Below are 17,074 nucleotides of genomic sequence, written 5' to 3' on the forward strand. Positions count from 1 at the left end.
AAAAAGGAAGAGAAGCAGGGGGGAGTGGCAAAGGCAGTTGTGGTTCGCCGCAATTGCGGGCGAACATCCGATAAACTCATCCCAACAGGTACGGAGTAGAAGAACATGCTTCAGACTTCGTTTTTGAAAACGAAAAAAGGCTGCATTTTCATGCAGCCTTTTTTCAAAACTAACCCCCGGGACTAACCCCCTGTGGGTATCTGGTGAGGTTTTTGTTATAACCTCTTGGAATCATTTGGCGTCCCCAAGGGGTTTTGAATATTCTATATAAGTCTACAATATTATTGATTGTTTTTAGAAATTTTTATTTTCTACGCGAAAGCTAATACACATCGGCATAACGGCGGCAATCCCTCATTGGGGGAATTGAACCGCTCCCTCATATGCTCCCTAAACAGGTCGGATACAAGTGCAGCCCTATTTTTAGGATTTCGTGACGTTAAAGCCCAACTCATCTTCCAGGGCGGCTATCAATTCGGACGGACGAACATTCAACGCTTTCGCAATGATGAAAAGCATGTCGAGATGGGGCCATTTCCTGCCGACTTCCAGTGTGCAAAGGTAGCCAAGACTTATGCCCATTTTTTCGGATAACTGTTCTTGTGTCAGCCCTGCCGCTAGCCGATACCGGCGTAAAACATGCTGAAAATTTAGTCGTGCTGCTGAATTAAGAGGATTTTTCATTCTCTTATAATAGGCGTTTGCATGTTTTTTGTTTCTAGCCTACAGACTAGAAAAACTAGTCTATAGGCAAGAAGGTCAGGATTGCCGTTGTGGAGGTGAAATTATGAATTTTTGGGAGCCGGAAGGGTATCACCAGTTAGGCCGGGATTTGTGCAAAGATATTGAGTGGGATGATGTGTACGCCCGTTTCAAAATTGCAACGGGAACCACAAATAAAACAGACTTGGCTAACTACCTTGGGGCGCGGGTTTCGTGGCTCAACTTCTGTCGAAAGTATCAGATTGTGCCTGTGAAATGGTTGCGACGGTTAGTGTTTCTGAAAAGCGAATATACGCCGCAATGGGTCTTGCATGGCAGAGGCAAGCCAAAGTGGGAGGGGTGGGAGCTTGATAGTCCGCAAAGCCAAAGGATCCAATAAACCGCTTTTATTTTTGCTGACGGTAAGTAAGGGCTTTCTGGGTTGATTACGAACCAGTAGCCCCTTGGGAATGGCGGCGGATATGAAAGGCTGTTACAATTTTTGAGTTGGCAGAGTATGAACTTACTTGACACATATCAAATAATGTTGAACTATCAATCTATGCAAACGAAACAAGCAACCAAAATCTTTGAGGCGCTTTCTTCCGACGTGCGCCTGGACTTATTCAGGCTACTGGTCAAACACGCGCCTGACGGCCTTGTGCAAGGCGATATTGCCAAAGAGCTTGATATTCCTTCGACCAATCTTTCCTTTCACCTCAAGGCCATTGTGCATAGCGGACTGGTGGACGTGGAACGGGAAGGTCGGTTTATGCGTTACAAGGCCAATATCCCGCTGATGCTGGATATTGTGGGCTATCTGACGGAAGAATGCTGTTCCGGCAACCCGGAGGCTTGCCAAAGGTTCAGGGATGCAAGCCCGGTGAGTGGCATCCTGCCCAAGCGTGTTGATTGATAGGAGCAATTTTTTTTCACCTAAATATCAACTGGTCAACATATGTTGACATGAGAACGGGAAACCATGATGGATACTGAAAAGATGGGTTGTTGCTGTTCCGGGCAGACCCCGACCCCTGTGGCAAGCTCAGAAGGCTGGAATCGGAAATATTTGGCAATGATAGCGTCGCTGGCCGTGCTCTGGTGGCTGGCTTACAGCTATATTCTCCCGGCTTCACACTGGCTGGTTTTCGGGCTGTTCGGTATGAATCCTGAATCGCATCTCGGCGCTTCCTTGGAATTTTTCATCTACGATACGGTGAAAATTCTTCTGCTACTGGTGGCGCTGATTTACGGCATTGCCTGGATACGCGCCTCGCTGAATGTGGAACGTGTGCGCGATTATCTTGCCGGAAAACGGCGCGGCCTTGGGTATTTCCTCGGTGCTCTGTTCGGGTCGGTCACACCGTTTTGCTCCTGTTCCAGTATTCCGCTCTTTCTCGGTTTCACTACGGCACGAATCCCTATTGGCATCACCATGTCATTCCTGATTACTTCGCCGCTTATCAACGAAATCGCCGTTGTGTTGCTGTGGGGGCTGCTCGGCTGGAAATTCACGGTAATTTATGTGCTTGTAGGCATGGCGGCGGGAATCATCGGCGGCTTTTTTATGAACAACATCAGGGCGGAACGCTGGCTGCAACCGTTCATAATTGAAGCCATGAACAACGCCCCCGCGCATCAGTATGTCAGCGAGAGCGGCGAAGTGCAAAAACTGACTGTCAGGCAGCGGCATGTATTCGCTTATGGAGAAATGACTTCTATCTTCAAGCGCGTCTGGAAGTGGGTCATTATCGGTGTGGGCATCGGTGCGGCGCTGCACGGTTTTGTGCCGGAAAACTGGTTTGCGGAAAATCTTGGAGCCGGTGAATGGTGGTCGGTTCCCGTGGCCGTATTGGTGGCGATTCCTCTTTATTCAAATGTGACGGGAATTGTGCCGGTTATGGAAAGTCTGCTGGTCAAGGGCTTGCCTATTGGTACGACAATGGCTTTCTGCATGAGTGCCGTAGCAGCCAGCATCCCGGAAGTGATGATGCTGCGACAGATTATGACCATCAAACTGCAAGCGGCTTTCATCGGCTATTTATGGGTGATTTTTACACTGGTGGGTTGGCTGTTCAACATTCTTGGCCCGTACATAGATTAATCAACAGGAGAGAGACAATGGAAATAAAAGTATTCGGCCCCGGCTGCGCCCGCTGCACGGAAACGGAAAATCTGGTGAAAGAAGTGGCTGCGGCCAAGGGCGGCAATATCACAGTGCAAAAAGTGTCCGACCTGAAAGAAATGATGGCGGCGGGCGTGATGTCTACCCCGGCTGTGACTGTTGATGGCGTGGTGAAATCAACGGGAAAAATTCCAAGCAAAGAAGAAATCGCGGCTTGGATTGACGGCGCTGGCGGTTCGGCTGCTCCCGGTGCATCCGGTGGTTGCTGCTGCGGTGGTAAGTGCTGAAAAGGAAGCGGCGGGGAATTTAGCAAGCCGTTTTTTTATAGGCCCAATGCACTGGCAATGCGCCTGAGTTCTGCTTTTTCTTCTTCCAGAAACAGCTTTGCCTCGCCATATTGGAGCGCTATCCGGGAATATTTTATTGCTGACTCCCTATAATCTTTCCCGAGGCTGCCAAGATGGACAAGGGTTTTCTGGAGCCGTACCTGAACCTCGTAAGAAGCGGCTGCATCCCGAATCACCGGATTGAAAGCGTCTTGAAAAAGATCGTCAATGCAAAGTTCGGGTACCCAAAGGCGCTTGAATTCAGCTGCTTCATCTTTCCTTTCAACTGTGTACACTTCAAGTACACGACCTGCTCTGACAACAATGTCAATAGCCGTGCCCTGGTCATTGACTGCCGGAGACATGGCCCGTGAGGCTACTTCCGCCAGGACGCATAGGCCGAAGCGCGGGTCTTGTTCAAAGGTGCGCTGGTCTGCAATGGTGAAACATTTGCAGAATTCGCGATATGATTCAGATGTAAGTTTCTTGGTGAACAGAGCGAGCAGCGTGCCTTTTGTAACATATTTGCCCGGCGTGCTAGCAACGTACACATCGACCTCATGTTCCTCCGCGAGTTGAGAAATTTTTTTGGCGTCGAAATATTGTAAATAGCCACTGGATTCCGCTTGTAAGTCAGTCCATTCCGGTAAAACATCAGGGAAAGTTTCAAACCGATTGCATCCATAGGTTGGTTTATGCGCGCGCCGCTTGATTGCATCGGTAGCGGCTTTTTCAATAAGACCGTTGGTTTCATTCACCCTGCCCAGAGTGGTCAGCCTGTCTACCCAGCGGATGAACGTCACCACGATGAAGATGACTGTAACGATGGTAAAGACGAACAGGATAAACCTTCCGCCGCCCTCATACAAACCCATGTTCAAGGCGATAATCCCGACCAGACTGAACAGGAAGGTTCCTAGAAAGGTGCTAAGGGCATTCTGGGTTGTTTTGTCTTCTGTGATAAGCCTTGTGGCGCGGGGTGTTACATTTGATGTTGCCGCGCCATAGGCAGAAACCATCGTGGATAAGGAAAACGTAGTCACTGCCAGCATGCTTGAGGCCAGTATAGTCAAAATATTCCCGGCAGTTTCAGAGCCGACAATTTTACTGAGCTCTTCGGGAATATAGCTTTTAAAAATCACCGCTACCAAGGCGCTCAGAACACCAAGCAGGGCGTAGGCGGAAACCTTGGGCCATATTTTTTTTGCCAAGGCCAGAATGGTAAATTTTACGTTCGTCATACGGCATTATTCCTGTCGCCAATTCGGATTGTGGAGAACGTATATTCGGAGGAACTGCATAGTCAATTTTTGCTATTAAATAACTGGTTGTCTATTAGTTCTTATATCCGCTCGTTCGGTTTTCTGTCCAGTTTTGTGCGCGATACCCCAAAGAAGTGCCGCGTTGCAAAAATCCGTGCTGCCCTGGTGAGTCAGCTCTCTTGCCCGGTTATTCGCCATGCCCGGAAGTTGGCACGTTGGAGAAATTTTTTGAGGTAGTTCGCGAAGAGCGCCGCCTTTGGTTGGAAATGCCTGCAAGCCCTGGTCATAACCCTGTGCATCGTGACGGGCGCGATATTCAACGGCTGGGGCCTGTTGACCCTGGCCGAGAAGAAAATCACGACTTTGCACCGGGAAATAACCGCGCTGTCAGAACGGAAAGATTCCATGGAAGCCCAGAGCGCCCCGCTATGGGCCACTTTCAAGGGGCTGGAGCCGTATCAGTCGGAGGGCAAGGACTATCTGCTGACACCGGAGGGCTGGACAATCACCCACGGAGGAACGCTCGGCAAACAGAAAGCCTGGAGAATAGTGAGGAAATAGACCATGACCGAACTGGAGCGCACTCTCAAAAACACCTTGCTCACCTTGGAACAGGAATTGAATGCCACCCAGAAAATGCACGGCACATCCCTGGTCAACCACCAGCGCAGCTTGGAGAGCCACGCCCAAACCATTCGTCAGCTACAGGAGAACGTGGCCAGTTCCGAGTCGAACAACAGGAATCAGTGCGGCACTTGCAACGCGTTAGCGATATACATGCGAACTTGAAACCGCTCTTGTCGCGTTTGAGCGCCTTGTTGAACGCCAAATAGAACGATTGCGGGCACAGGGGAGCCAACGCAGCCGTGGGCCGGGGTTGGGGAGGTAAGCCATTTCGGCACAAGTTTGGTTTGGGGTTATGGGACAATGCCCGATAACGCCTTTTGGTACCCAATGAGCAGCAGCTTATCGCCTCGCGCGAGCGGTTGATGCGGGTCTGGCACAAAAACGTACTCAGCTGCGTTTGCTGGACAGATTGCAGCCACCAAAAGACCGTTTGTGTCTCTCAATTTAAGCTCCGCCAAAGACTTCCCTGTCCATTTGTCTACAATAAGTTCCTGGATGAGCACTCCGGTACCAATTGGAAGCAGGTCCAGCATCCCAGGGGTGTTCAGGCGATATGCCACTTGGGTGGCTACGTCTATTTCCGGCTCAAGCACCCGTCCTACGCCTAGTTTGCTAAGAACTTTACGGTGAGCCGCGCTTACCGCTTTTACCAAAATATCTTTTGCTCCTATCTCTTGAAGGTTCAAGGTGATCAAAATGGAAGAATCCATTGTGCTCCCTACAGATACCGCAACAGTGTCACAGGATTGAAGCTTCAACTGGTCCAGAGCTGTTTTGTCGGTAGCATCCGCCACATAAGTCTGTGGAAAAATATCCTGGACGGCATGCACACGTTGAGGATCAATATCTACTCCTAGTACATTATGACCCAACTCTGTAAGCACGATGCCCAGTTGCCTGCCAAATTTTCCCAGGCCGATAATCCCGACTTCCAATGTCTTTTTCATGTAATTACCCTATTGGGATTGATTCTTCAGGATAGGCATAAGCGATTTCTGTATGGAATTGCTGAATGGTCGTTATCAGCCACACCGGGCCGAGCTTGCCTATGAACATAACAAGACAAAGAACAATTTTTCCCCAGTCAGTCAACAAGGGGGTAATATTGAGCGATAATCCTGTTGTACTGAACGCCGAAACTACTTCAAAAAATAAACTGAAAAGAGGAATACGTGCGGCGCCATGATGCGTCAGCCCGTTTTCCGTAATAGCCAGGAGAAATGTTCCCATGAGAATTGTTAATATTGCATAGTAAAACAGCAACATCGCATTATTGCGTATCTGGCTGTTCATAGCCCTGTTTTGGATAACGGCTTGCTTTCTTCCTTTGAGCTGTGCAGCCAAGCTCGCCAAAAGGACACGAAACGTCGTGGTTTTAATTCCGCCAGCTGCCGAACTCGGTGATCCGCCAATGAACATTAAAAATACAGTCATAAGCAGCGTTATATCTGTAAACCCTACCAGATCCGTAGTTGCAAACCCGGCCGTTCGGCTGGTTACTGTTTGAAAGCATGCAGTAAGAAAGCGTTCTCCAAGTGAGGCATCGCTCCATATTGTATTGCCAAGCTCGGACAGAAATATAAATATGCTGCCGGAAGCGAGCATTCCTATGGTCGTTGTTATAACTACCTTGCTATAGAAGCTCAACTTTTTGCTTTCTGCTGTGGAAAAAAGATTATAGTATCCGCTTTTTTTGCAGCTATGCTGCACTTTTTCCACTATCTCATTTATGACAAAGAAACCAAGCCCGCCTATGACAATAAGAAGCATTATGACGATCTGAAAACTCCAACAGTGGCGTAATGGTATCAAACTATCGGGCCATGGGGCAAATCCCGCATTGCAAAAAGCTGAAACCGCCAAAAAAAGCGCGTCAAACGCCGTCACTCCTTTGGGAGAAAGCAATAAGAGAAAAATAAAGCCGATACATTCAAAAGCAAAAACAAAAAATACGATTCTTTTTATGAACTTTCGTAAGCTGAATACGTTGCTGCAGACGATGGATTGCTGCACAGCAAGCCTGTCTCTCAACGATATATTCTTACCGATAATATAAAAAATGAGCGTGGTGTAAGTTATTATGCCAAGGCATCCAAGCTGCATTAGAGCAATAATTATCCATTGCCCGGCAATAGTAAATTCTGAAAAAACGTCAATTGGCGATAATCCCGTGACACATACGGCAGAGGTCGCGACAAAAAAAGCGTCAACAATGCTGACAGGCTTGTTTGCTGAAAAAGCCTCCAGGCTCAGCAAGGTACCCCCTATCAGAATGGCCAATAAAAAAGCGATTATTGGCAAAACAAATGGAGTGAGATAATGACGTTTAAAGTACTGTTGCATATCTTTGTAATTGTATAATAAAATTAGTGTCTTATTTATTCTGTTGCATGTGGCTTGTTGGGCCGTGGGGCCGGTAGTCTATGGGGTTCAAGCAGAGGCGTCGGCTTGACCAGCAAAATGTTGTTCTTCCCTTCGTACCAAAGCTGGGTGACAGCCAGCAGCGCCTCGTAGGTTTTGCCGAGCGAACCTTCGTCACAAAGAATGACGCCTTTCAGGTAGGAAGAGCGCAGAGCGAATTGCGCGGCGGGTAATTCCGGATGTCCGAAGACGCGAAGGTACCAGCCTGTCGCGGCCATAGGCGTAGGCCGACAGCTTGCGGGCCTTGTAGATGGCGTGAAAAGGCGTAAGTAACGCCGTTTTTCGTGTTGGACATTGGTGCTCATGTCCGAAAGGTATAACGCGGTGACCGGATATTTTCTATAGTCTGTGAGGGCAAAATTTGGCGGGGTTCAATCTGTGATTCAACCAATTGTCGTGACAGTGTAACGACAGACACGGCCCCTGGAATGTCCAAGGGCCGTGTCTGTCGTTGTCGGAAAAAGAGCGGAATGCCGCTACAATTCATCCAGCGGCATGTCCGGTGTAACGGTGAATTGTCCGCTACTCACCCTGGCGGACTTCTCCGGTTGCGACATGGGCGCGGCCTTTTCCGTCTGCACGGGCGGCGGGGGTGTGTCTTTTTTCTTGTCCTTACCGCGTCTGAACTCGTTCAGGTATTTTGCCAGTGTGGGCGGCTTTATCTCAATGCCTTTCTCATGGAGTTTTTCGGCAATCTCTTGGGTATCGAAGCCGCGTTTTTTCATCCGTTCCAGTGTCGGGGCCAGGGCGAAGATTGTTTCTTTCACGGTCAGGCTGCGGTTGCCGTCCAGAGTGACTTTGGCGGGCTTCATCCTGGCAAGCTCCAATCCGATTTCCTTGACCTGGGCTGCGGTGATATTCATGCTTTTTCTCTCCTTTATTGTGGCGGGGCCATACCCCGGATTTTGCTTTTGGCGGTCGAGCGGCACGTTCGCCCACACTTCGCGGAGTGAAGTATAGTGGGCTATACTTCTGCTCCCCGCAAAGATTCAGCGCGGACTCAACGGCCCATGCCCATACCGCGCGGCCTCCGTTCCAATGACTGCGCTCTCTGCTGTTCGCGTTCTGCCCGCTGCCGCTCAAGCTCTGCGGCTTTTTGCTGCTCAAGCTCTTTAGCTTGGCGCTCTTTATCCGCTTGCTGCTGGCGCTCCTGCTGTTTGATTTCTTCGAGCAGCCGTTTTTGCTCTGCCGCTTTCCGTTGCGCTTCCTGCCGCTGCTCCCGCTCGTATTCATCGCGCATCATACTGGCGTCTGTATTCCAGCGGAAAAACTTCTCGGTTTCTTCCAGGCGGGCGAGAAGGTTCTGATTGGTGTTGTTCAAACTTCGGATGCTCGCGTTGATTTTCTGGCGTTCTTCGGCATGCTGCAGTTCAATGCCAAGAACTTTGTCGTGTAGCTCCTTGGCTTGGGCTTGCAATTTCTCGTTATCGGCTTTCAGCTTTTCATTCTGCGCGTCCACGATGCCCTTTGCCGCCAATGCCTTTTTCTGGTGTTCGATTATCCCTTGGGCAGCTTCCAGCACGGATTTGAAATTGAGCATTGACGCCTTGGGAATGTCCGTTTGCTCGGAGAGCATTTTTTCCGCTTCCTGGGCTTGCCGTTCAATGGACTGCAAACGCTCCTGCAATGCGGACTCCTCCCGCTGGCGCTGTACCAGTTCAGCGTTCACGGCCTGGGTTTCTTTTTCCAGACTATGAAGCGCCTCCTGCTGCTGTTTGAATTCACGAGTGTTCAGATGTTTTTTCTTCGCTCCCGGCTCCTGCTCGACGCCGCGCTGCAAATCAAACCCACTGCTTTGCAGATGCCGGGGCAACTCGGTTTGCAGCTTTTTCAGACTTTCCCGTGTGTAGATTTCCTTAGCGTTCAGTCGGCCGTCCGGCGTCACCGGAACATGCAGGAAGTGCATGTGCGGCGTTTTTTCATCCATGTGGACCATTGCGGAAATGACGTTTTCCGCGCCGACAAACTCCGTAAGGAAGGCTTTGCTTTCCTCAAAAAAACGCCTGGTTTCTTCCGGGGGGAGCTTTTCAAAAAACGCGCTGTCAGAGGACACGATGAGGCCGCACATATGCACGGCGTCTTTCCGCACGGCCTTCACCAATAAGAGGTCGTCAATGCGATTCTGGATGGCCTCGGCGTAGTTTCCAGAGGCGGATTCGTGCAGATCGTAGTTGTGGCCGCTGCGCTCATAATCAATATCCGGGTTGGAATGACTTTCTCGCTCCCGGTTGTTGTGGCTCTGGATGCCGCGCACAGCTTCTTTTTTGAATTTATCCATGTGTAAAACGAGATAGGACATAGTTGGACTTCCTTGTATCACTCGCTCTCTCGCTCTTTATGCGGCGGGAAAGCGGTACATTTTTTCATTTTTTGTGGTACAGCAGTTGCAAACTTCGCTGGACATAGTTGCACTTCATTGGATTACTAATACGAGGAATATTGCCGATGTACCGCTGTACCGCCCCTTAGGGGGTGATACAGCGATACACCTGAAAACGGCGGGTCAATTTCCTCCGTCCAGTTTCTTTTTCAACCGCTGGATTGCGCCCTTGGACTTGCCCATTTCCTCGGCGCAGTCGCGGATGCTGTAACCCTCGCTCAAAAGACGCTTGAGTGTTTCCAGTTCCACGTCTTCCAGCACTTTTATCTGCCAGTGCAGGGCATTGCCCTCCGTCACCAGATTGGCCTCAAAGGGCTTGGCATCATCGCCCAATACGCTCCGCGCTTTTGTCAGATGGACTTCAAATCGTGCGCCCTCGGCCATGCTGTATTCTCTGGGCCTCCGTAGACTGATTACCGTGTCCATAATATCCTCCCTGGCGCTGGTGCCGCGCTGGTCGCCGGATTTTCCGGCATGGTGAATAAGGAGCACGGTTATCCCTCTGCGGCGCAAGTCCAGCAGCCACGACTGCATGACTTGCCAGGATTGCGCCTCATTTTCTTTCCCTGTGCGGCACAGGGTTGCGATATTATCCAGCACAACCATGTCCACGCCTTTCAGATACGGTTCCAACGCTAGTTGTCCGCTCATGGTGGATAAATCCGGCATGGGGCAGGGCTGTAAATCCGGCGTGATGAGCGTCAGATTTTTTAAGGCATGGGGCGGAACCGCCATGCCGCTGATAAGAGCGGCAAGACGGCTCTGCATCGCTGTAGCGGGCATTTCTCCATCCACATACAGCGTCCGTTTGGGGGTGGGAGCACGCCAGTCGAAAACAGCCCCGCCGGATGCCACGGCCACGGCAACGCTCAAGGCCACAAAGGTTTTGCCGATGCCACGCGGGGCATACAAAATGCCTATGCCTTGTACCGGGAGAACGGGCGACAGAAGTAACCCCCGTTCAGGAATGGACATGGAAAGAAACTCCCCCATATCCAGAGACACCAGGGCGGGGGCGCTGCCGACTGCGGCGGGATGGTTTTCAGACGCTTCCAACTGACGGCGGACTTCCTGTAGGCCATCGCTTTCGTGCAAATCGTTGAAGTCCGTTCCGATTCCCAAGGCAAAGAATGGAAGAACGAGCCGGGCCAGCGCCGCTTGAGCGGCCTCTTGCCCTTTGTTGCTGCCCGCTTCATCATTGTCACCGCAGATGAGTATGGATTTGTCTGGAAACGCATTACGCACAGCGCCAGCCACGATTGGGAGATTGTTTGCAGAAAACGCCACATACACGGTGTAACCACAAGCAAGGTGAATGCTGGCTCCGGTGGCGTAACCTTCGCAAACGGCAACAGCCTTTTCCGGCTTGCCCTGAATGACAAAATGCCCGCCGTGAACTTTGCCGCCAGTAAGGAAACGCTTTTCCCCATCCGGCGCTATGCGTTGCAGCGTTTGCACGTTGCCGGAAGCGTCTTGTACGGGAATAAGCAAAGTGCCATTTGGGGCTTGTCGCACAGCCCCAAGTGGCGGGATGCCTTTACGCTGCAAGTATGGATGCTCCGGGGAGCAGGGAATGGAAGCGTTTAGCTCGCTCTGCGCTTTTTGCGCCGCCGCTGCCTGTCGCCGTGCAAATTCATCCTCACGTTGCTGTTTTACGATAGCTTGCCGCTGCCGTAATGCCTCCTTTTCCGCTTGGGAAAATGTTCTTTCCTCGGTATCGGTGAACGTTCCTTGCTCTACGCTCTCCCAGTTGCACCACCAGAGTGTCGCAGGGGTGTCCAGATGGGCGATATACGCGCCGTTCTGCTTGTTGGGCTTGGCTTGGGTGGGGCAACGGTGCAGTTTGCCGTCCGCAATGATTTCAGCCGGTATCAGCCCTTTGCCGTTCAGAACATCACGGAAAGTTTGCAGGGCGTTACTCATTGTCTGCCCCCTGCTTGCCAAGGTTCTCTATAAACGCGTCGATGTCCTCGGCTTTCCAGACAGTAGTGCGGGGGCCGATCTTGATGGGTTGGGGAAAGCGTCCGGTGCGGCACCCCTCCAAAAATGAGCTTCTGCTGATGGAAAGGCGAGCCAGAACCTCTTTAATACGGAGTAGCCGCTTAATGGATGATTCAACTTGTTTCTGTGACATAAAAAGCCTCCTAAGTTTTTATTGAACTTAGGAGGCACTAAAGCACTAAAAACACTGAAAAACCGGGAGTGTAGGCTGGGAAATATCGGGAAAATCCGGGAAAAACCGGGAATGTTGGCAAAATTATTCTGTGTAGTAGCGTCCTTCTGCCAGTTCCAAATGCTTCCGGGCGTGTTTAGCTCTGGCGCTGTCTGTAATGCCTTCTCCGCGCAAAATAGTTCCGATTTCTGTTATGCTTTTGATGCCCACCCAATAGTGGAGAGCATAGGCGATTGGAGCATCTTCCTTATACCCGGCAATCCGCATATCGTTACAGACTTGTTGCCCTGTCTTTCCTTCCCATAAAGAGCGGGGAATGAGAATCATACCCTCTTTTTGTCCATGCTCCGCAACTTCGGGCAGGGTATTCGGGGGCGCTTCCTCCCCAACGGACGACGGAATATGCGTTTCGGTAATTATATCTGATTGTTCGGGTTCGGGAACTGGCGGCATTTTTTGTGCAGCCCTTTTGATAACAAACTCGACCATCTTTTCCGTGATGCCTTTTACTTCCTTGACGAAAGGGAAGCCCCGAATAACAGACCAGTAGTGAATGGCCGATAGATTATTCACGGCAACCGTATCGGGGAATATATTTAACAGAACATGGGGAGCAGAAAGTTTCAGGTCAATGTTTTTCACCCCTTCTACCCTGGTGATGCTGGCAATATTTTTCTCCACCAACTCAAGATGATAAAAGAGAAATGTTCTGTCAGAATCATTTACAGCGGATTTACTGTCATACGTTGTCTCGACTATGTAATCGAAACCACTTTCTAAATCCTTGAAAGATATGCGCCGTGCCATTTCATAGAAAAAATCGACTATCCATTTTGCATATGTTTCTGTTGGGAAGTATTTTTCCGGTATCTGGTGGGTTTCAGGGAAAGGCGGATTCTCTACCTTGTAAAGCCGGGAGCATTCAGCGGCGGGATATTTCCAATAAGAGGAATACGCCTTTTGCCACAGTTCATAGGGAAAGACGCCATCAGGGGATAGGTAGTCCAGGAGTTCTTGAGGTTCATATTCGCCCAGGCCGTATGCCTGTTTGACTCTGAACAAAGGTATTTTTTGCGGCTCAAACATGGATTTATCAGTACAACAAAGGCCACAGATGGGCAATAAGCAGAAGGGCGGCGCGGTTTTTGTGAGCGGCACCCCAAAGAAGTGCCGCGCTGCAAAAATCCGTGCCGCCCTGGTGGGTCAGCTTGTGTTTGCTCGATTAGCTATACCACGCCCTGACCATATCAAGGCCATCGTAGCCGAATTGTTTCATATGCTCTTTTTCTTCTTCGCTCCAGCCGGTATCTTTGACGGTGATTTGAGCATTTTCCGGTATTTCCCCAATGGAAACGGTGAGTTCGTTTGTTTCGGCAGAATCATATTCTATTGTATCAAGTTGGTATTCAAACATATTTCCTCCTGTATCACTGTTCTGCCGTCAAACGGCTATGCAATCCACTTGTTCAGTGCTGTCATGCTCACTGGATACTTGCTTTTTTCTTTTCCGGGCCTTGTTTGCCTGAACATGCAGCCAGTCTGCGTATTTTTGTACCACTTGCCTTCTCATTCTAAGATACTTGGCGTGGTTATAGGCTTGTGACACTTCATTGCCGATATTATGGGAAAGCTGCTTTTCAACGGCCTCAAAATTGTAACCAAGCTCGTTGCCGGTCGTTGAGAACATGCCTCTAAGCCCGTGTGTGGTCAGTTCGCCCACGGAGTAGCCCAAACCTTCAAGAATCAGCTTGCGTAGCGTTTCAGGAACTATATGGAGGTTGCCCGCTCCGCCGGGAAACATATATTCAAAGTCGCCGGTGATTTTGTGAAGCTCGGTCAAAACCTTCAACGCCTGTTCACTCAATGGACATTCATCGTTTTCAAGGCCGGTTTTGGTGTTTTCCGCATCTTTTCGCCAAAGTTTCTGCTCAAAGTCAATCTCGGTCCATTTGCCCTCGCAGACTTCGTGAGGCCGCTTCATAGTGTATAAAACCAGCCATAAGCCGTGGATGGTGTACGGAAGGGCTTTCGTTCCCTTGTACTTGGGCTTGTAATCTTCCAGGCGCACAACAAAATCACCGATGGCCGCTGGTTCCACAAGGGTGGCGTGGTGCTTGGCCTTTACCCGCTTCTTGCGGTATCTGCCCAAATTTTGCGCGACATTCGGGAGGCTTTTGTCGTGCAGCTCCGCGTATTCGTAGAGCTGCTTCCAGACACCCGCAACTTTTTTCGCCTGGGCATGTTTTTCCGATTCGGTGAGCAAGCGTATGCAGTCTTCGATCACGGCATGGGTTATATCCCTAAGTTTCATGTGGCCGTAAGGTTTGACAATATATTTCTGCGCCCTGTCGCTCTTGGTCTTGATGGTATTTTTTGACCAGTTGGGGTCGCTTTTGAGCCACTTTTCGACATACTGCTTTACTGTCCAGTGTTGCGGCGAATCGGGTGGCGCGGGGGTATCGGGGTTTCTTTTTTGAGCTTTGGCTTTTCGCGCCATTTGAGGCGGAACAAAGAGGGCGGGGTGAAGCCCCTGGTCGAGATGGGCGCGGAAGGCGGCGTTTAATTGCCTTGCTTCCGCCAGAGAGGTATCGGGAAAAGCGCCGAGCGTTTTATTGTTGGCCTTGCCTTCCCAACGGAAGCGGGCAATCCATTTTTTCGTGCAACCCTTCCTTACGGACGGTTCGACGTGAAGCTCCAGGGCTTCGCCGTCGCCGTAGGCTGCTTTTTTGTCGGTAGCCTTTACTCCCTCAACGAATTTGACAGTGAGTTTTCCCATGTGAAGCTCCAAAAAAAACGTGAGTAGGTATTTGCTTTGTAGCAAATTCCTACTCACATTTCAACTCACATCGGCGCTGGACTGAAGCGGATAAATGCGGACCTACTCACACATTTTTGGCTTCAAAGTATTGCTATTACAGCGACTTAAAAAACTTCCTCGAACCTCTGTGATAAAAGTTTTGGCGTCCCCAAGGGGATTTGAACCCCTGTCGACGGCGTGAAAGGCCGTTGTCCTGGGCCGGCTAGACGATGGGGACGCACTATGTTTTGGCTGGGCTGCAAGGACTCGAACCTTGATTAACGGAGTCAGAATCCGTCGTCCTGCCAATTGAACGACAGCCCAACACGAAGAGTGTGTATATGTGATGGCCGCTCGACTGTCAAGCAAGAATTTTAAAAAACTAATTTTTCTTGTCTACTTGGTGAGCCAGCATAACTCCGCCTACCCTTCCGGCATGGCCTACCATAAGATGAAAAAAACCTTCCGTGCGGAAAAAAAGCGTGCGCTGCCAGTAGCCTCCGGTGCAAGTCTTCTAAAAACTGGCCCATTGTTAAACAACAGCCCCCTGACCAAGGGTGTGGCCCAACTGCTTCTACAACTCCCTCGGCTCCAAACCATCAGGCTCACAGACGTGTCTGCCTGATGGACTACTATCGACTTCATACCCATTCTTTCACAACCCATCAGGGCGGCAGTCAACTGAGCCCCACTTGTGCTCCTTTAGAGCAGGTCATCTTTGCGATCATACCTTGCCAGCAATGTGAGGCTCGGGTTTATACCATGTAACACATGGAATAAGCTGTAATTACGTCTTTACAGCGCGCACTTTTGCACGTAGCCGCCAGGCATTTCGCTCTGAAATTGTCAGATCAACATATGGACGGCTATGCCCAGCCTCACCACAACGCAAACTCCAAACAACCCACTAAAATACAATGATATGTGATGCAGGATAGAAACGTCTAATACTATAAATAAAATAATCTATACCCTGAGACGTATTAATTCCGGATAAAAATCATCTGGAACACTCACCCCAAGAGCACAAAGATACTTGCGCTATCAGTTTTCTCATGCTACCCATACTAAACAACTAACCTCTAACCCATAAGAATTTGTGAAAAAAATGTTTATCACCTAACATCTACACAATGTCGGAGGAAGACAATGGAAGACAAAGGACTGCTGGGTAAAATCATAGCCATTATCCCCGGCCTTGCACTCATGGTCGGCACATTGGCGTTACTGCGCATGTATGTGGTTCCCTGGTTGGGCGGCATAACGCTTTTTGGCATTAAGGGTTGGCCCGTTCAGGTGTTGAGCCTTAACTATATCCTGCTTTCCATCATTGCGGGCATGCTGTTCCGCAACGTGCTTTTTGGCGGCAAAATTCCCAACTGGGCTGATGCCGGCTTTCGCACAACCCGCCTGTTCATCAAAACAGGCGTTATCATGTTGGGTTCCCTGTACACTATTCAAAGCCTTCTCAAGCTTGGCGTCAGCGCTGCGCTGCTGATCATGGCCTTTGTGTTTGGCACAGTCTTCCTCATCATGTTTCTGAGCAAATTATGGAAAGTTGACCGCTCCGTGGCGGCGGTTATGGCCGCGGCCTGCGGCGGGTGCGGCGTTTCCGCCGCTGTGGCTGCAGCCCCGGGCGTGCGCGCCCGACCGGTCGATCTGGCGCTTGCCATAGCCACCATCCTCGGTTTCGGCATTGTGACCATGTTCATCAGCCCCTTTATTGGCAAAGCTCTTAACCTGTCAGACCTGCAATACGGCGCATGGGTGGGCACAGGTATTCTGAATTCAGGCCAGGTGCTTGCCACATGCCTTGCCTTCAACCCCGTGATCGCTCCGGGAACAGCCGTTGCCTACGGCGAAGTGTGGAACGTGGTACGCGTCATCAGCATTCCCTTCGTGGTGTTTGCCATCACCGTCTGGTACTGGAAGGGCGAAGGCGAGGCCGAGCATATCAGCCTCAAAGAAATCCTTGTCTCCAAGTTCCCCATCTTCGTTCTGGGCTTTTTCGGCATGACTGCCCTGTCCTCTTTGGGGATGCTCGGTGCCGAAGGGTCTGAGACGCTGCATTTTCTGCGTGACTGCATGCAGTGGATCTTCGGTATCGGTCTTGTGGGACAGGGGGCGTACATTGACTTTCGCGAGATCAAAGCCGCAGGCGGCAAGCCTTTGCGCCTTGGCCTGACAGCGGGTATGGCAAAATATGTGTTGGCTCTTGTCGTTATTTTGTTGTTCATGCCCAAAACCGGCGCATTCTAGTC

The 17,074-nt window shown here is 50.3% G+C and carries 19 protein-coding genes and 2 tRNA genes; 7 read left to right on the forward strand and 14 right to left on the reverse strand.

Annotation, left to right across the window (positions count from 1 at the left end; all coding sequences use genetic code 11):
* Positions 1-423: 423 nt before the first annotated feature.
* Positions 424-684 carry a helix-turn-helix transcriptional regulator gene (locus tag BCS36_RS03450; protein WP_179981386.1) on the reverse strand — a complete coding sequence of 87 codons (261 nt, stop codon included), beginning with the start codon at positions 682-684 and terminating at the stop codon, positions 424-426.
* Positions 685-787: 103 nt separating this feature from the next.
* On the opposite strand from BCS36_RS03450, the gene BCS36_RS03455 reads away from it, so the two are divergent.
* The 4 genes from BCS36_RS03455 to BCS36_RS03470 all read left to right on the forward strand — a co-directional run bounded on the left by BCS36_RS03455 (position 788) and on the right by BCS36_RS03470 (position 3,114).
* Entirely contained in the window at positions 788-1,102 is a 315-nt protein-coding gene (locus BCS36_RS03455; RefSeq protein WP_179981385.1) for a hypothetical protein, read from the forward strand.
* Between the two features lie 162 nt (positions 1,103-1,264).
* Positions 1,265-1,618 (forward strand): helix-turn-helix domain-containing protein, encoded by a 354-nt coding sequence (locus BCS36_RS03460; protein WP_179981384.1) that lies wholly within the window; start codon positions 1,265-1,267, stop codon positions 1,616-1,618.
* A gap of 66 nt (positions 1,619-1,684) precedes the next feature.
* Positions 1,685-2,806 carry a permease gene (locus BCS36_RS03465; protein ID WP_291301531.1) on the forward strand — a complete coding sequence of 374 codons (1,122 nt, stop codon included), beginning with the start codon at positions 1,685-1,687 and terminating at the stop codon, positions 2,804-2,806.
* A 17-nt stretch (positions 2,807-2,823) separates the two neighbouring features.
* Complete coding sequence (locus tag BCS36_RS03470) at positions 2,824-3,114, forward strand: thioredoxin family protein (RefSeq protein WP_179981383.1); 291 nt, start codon at positions 2,824-2,826, stop codon at positions 3,112-3,114.
* 35 nt (positions 3,115-3,149) lie between these two features.
* Here BCS36_RS03470 and BCS36_RS03475 read toward each other — a convergent pair whose 3' ends face one another.
* Entirely contained in the window at positions 3,150-4,394 is a 1,245-nt protein-coding gene (locus BCS36_RS03475) for a DUF2254 domain-containing protein (RefSeq protein ID WP_179981382.1), read from the reverse strand.
* Positions 4,395-4,715: 321 nt separating this feature from the next.
* Here BCS36_RS03475 and BCS36_RS03480 point away from each other — a divergent pair, with 321 nt between their 5' ends.
* Positions 4,716-4,976 (forward strand): hypothetical protein, encoded by a 261-nt coding sequence (locus BCS36_RS03480; RefSeq protein WP_291301532.1) that lies wholly within the window; start codon positions 4,716-4,718, stop codon positions 4,974-4,976.
* 3 nt (positions 4,977-4,979) lie between these two features.
* Positions 4,980-5,204 carry a hypothetical protein gene (locus BCS36_RS03485; RefSeq protein WP_179981380.1) on the forward strand — a complete coding sequence of 75 codons (225 nt, stop codon included), beginning with the start codon at positions 4,980-4,982 and terminating at the stop codon, positions 5,202-5,204.
* Between the two features lie 128 nt (positions 5,205-5,332).
* On the opposite strand, the gene BCS36_RS03490 is transcribed toward BCS36_RS03485, so the two are convergent.
* The 12 genes from BCS36_RS03490 to BCS36_RS03545 all read right to left on the reverse strand — a co-directional run bounded on the left by BCS36_RS03490 (position 5,333) and on the right by BCS36_RS03545 (position 15,137).
* A complete protein-coding gene (locus tag BCS36_RS03490) occupies positions 5,333-5,989 on the reverse strand; it encodes a TrkA family potassium uptake protein (RefSeq protein WP_179981436.1) in 657 nt (218 codons plus the stop codon).
* Between the two features lie 4 nt (positions 5,990-5,993).
* Positions 5,994-7,385, reverse strand: a complete 1,392-nt coding sequence (locus tag BCS36_RS03495) for a TrkH family potassium uptake protein (protein WP_291301533.1) — start codon at positions 7,383-7,385, stop codon at positions 5,994-5,996.
* Between the two features lie 35 nt (positions 7,386-7,420).
* Positions 7,421-7,768 carry a hypothetical protein gene (locus tag BCS36_RS03500; protein WP_291301534.1) on the reverse strand — a complete coding sequence of 116 codons (348 nt, stop codon included), beginning with the start codon at positions 7,766-7,768 and terminating at the stop codon, positions 7,421-7,423.
* A gap of 171 nt (positions 7,769-7,939) precedes the next feature.
* A complete protein-coding gene (locus BCS36_RS03505; RefSeq protein ID WP_179981376.1) occupies positions 7,940-8,326 on the reverse strand; it encodes a protein MobC in 387 nt (128 codons plus the stop codon).
* A 137-nt stretch (positions 8,327-8,463) separates the two neighbouring features.
* Positions 8,464-9,762 carry a MobV family relaxase gene (gene mobV / locus BCS36_RS03510; protein ID WP_179981375.1) on the reverse strand — a complete coding sequence of 433 codons (1,299 nt, stop codon included), beginning with the start codon at positions 9,760-9,762 and terminating at the stop codon, positions 8,464-8,466.
* 204 nt (positions 9,763-9,966) lie between these two features.
* Positions 9,967-11,766, reverse strand: a complete 1,800-nt coding sequence (locus BCS36_RS03515) for an AAA family ATPase (protein WP_232088370.1) — start codon at positions 11,764-11,766, stop codon at positions 9,967-9,969.
* On the reverse strand, positions 11,759-11,977 hold the full coding sequence (locus tag BCS36_RS03520; RefSeq protein ID WP_179981374.1) for an AlpA family transcriptional regulator: 219 nt from the start codon (positions 11,975-11,977) through the stop codon (positions 11,759-11,761). Before BCS36_RS03520 ends, BCS36_RS03515 begins: the two co-directional genes overlap by 8 nt.
* Positions 11,978-12,100: 123 nt before the next feature.
* Positions 12,101-13,102: a hypothetical protein gene (locus BCS36_RS03525; protein WP_179981373.1), complete on the reverse strand. Its 1,002-nt coding sequence runs from the start codon at positions 13,100-13,102 to the stop codon at positions 12,101-12,103.
* Between the two features lie 136 nt (positions 13,103-13,238).
* Entirely contained in the window at positions 13,239-13,430 is a 192-nt protein-coding gene (locus tag BCS36_RS03530; RefSeq protein WP_179981372.1) for a hypothetical protein, read from the reverse strand.
* A 27-nt stretch (positions 13,431-13,457) separates the two neighbouring features.
* Complete coding sequence (locus tag BCS36_RS03535) at positions 13,458-14,792, reverse strand: site-specific integrase (protein ID WP_179981371.1); 1,335 nt, start codon at positions 14,790-14,792, stop codon at positions 13,458-13,460.
* Between the two features lie 182 nt (positions 14,793-14,974).
* Positions 14,975-15,051: transfer RNA gene (locus BCS36_RS03540), tRNA-Glu, on the reverse strand.
* Between the two features lie 11 nt (positions 15,052-15,062).
* A tRNA-Gln gene (locus tag BCS36_RS03545) sits at positions 15,063-15,137 on the reverse strand.
* An 825-nt stretch (positions 15,138-15,962) separates the two neighbouring features.
* On the opposite strand from BCS36_RS03545, the gene BCS36_RS03550 reads away from it, so the two are divergent.
* A complete protein-coding gene (locus BCS36_RS03550) occupies positions 15,963-17,072 on the forward strand; it encodes a putative sulfate exporter family transporter (RefSeq protein WP_291301535.1) in 1,110 nt (369 codons plus the stop codon).
* Positions 17,073-17,074 lie beyond the last annotated feature (2 nt).

The sequence above is a fragment of the Desulfovibrio sp. MES5 genome (assembly GCF_002237645.1).
GTDB lineage: Bacteria > Desulfobacterota > Desulfovibrionia > Desulfovibrionales > Desulfovibrionaceae > Desulfovibrio.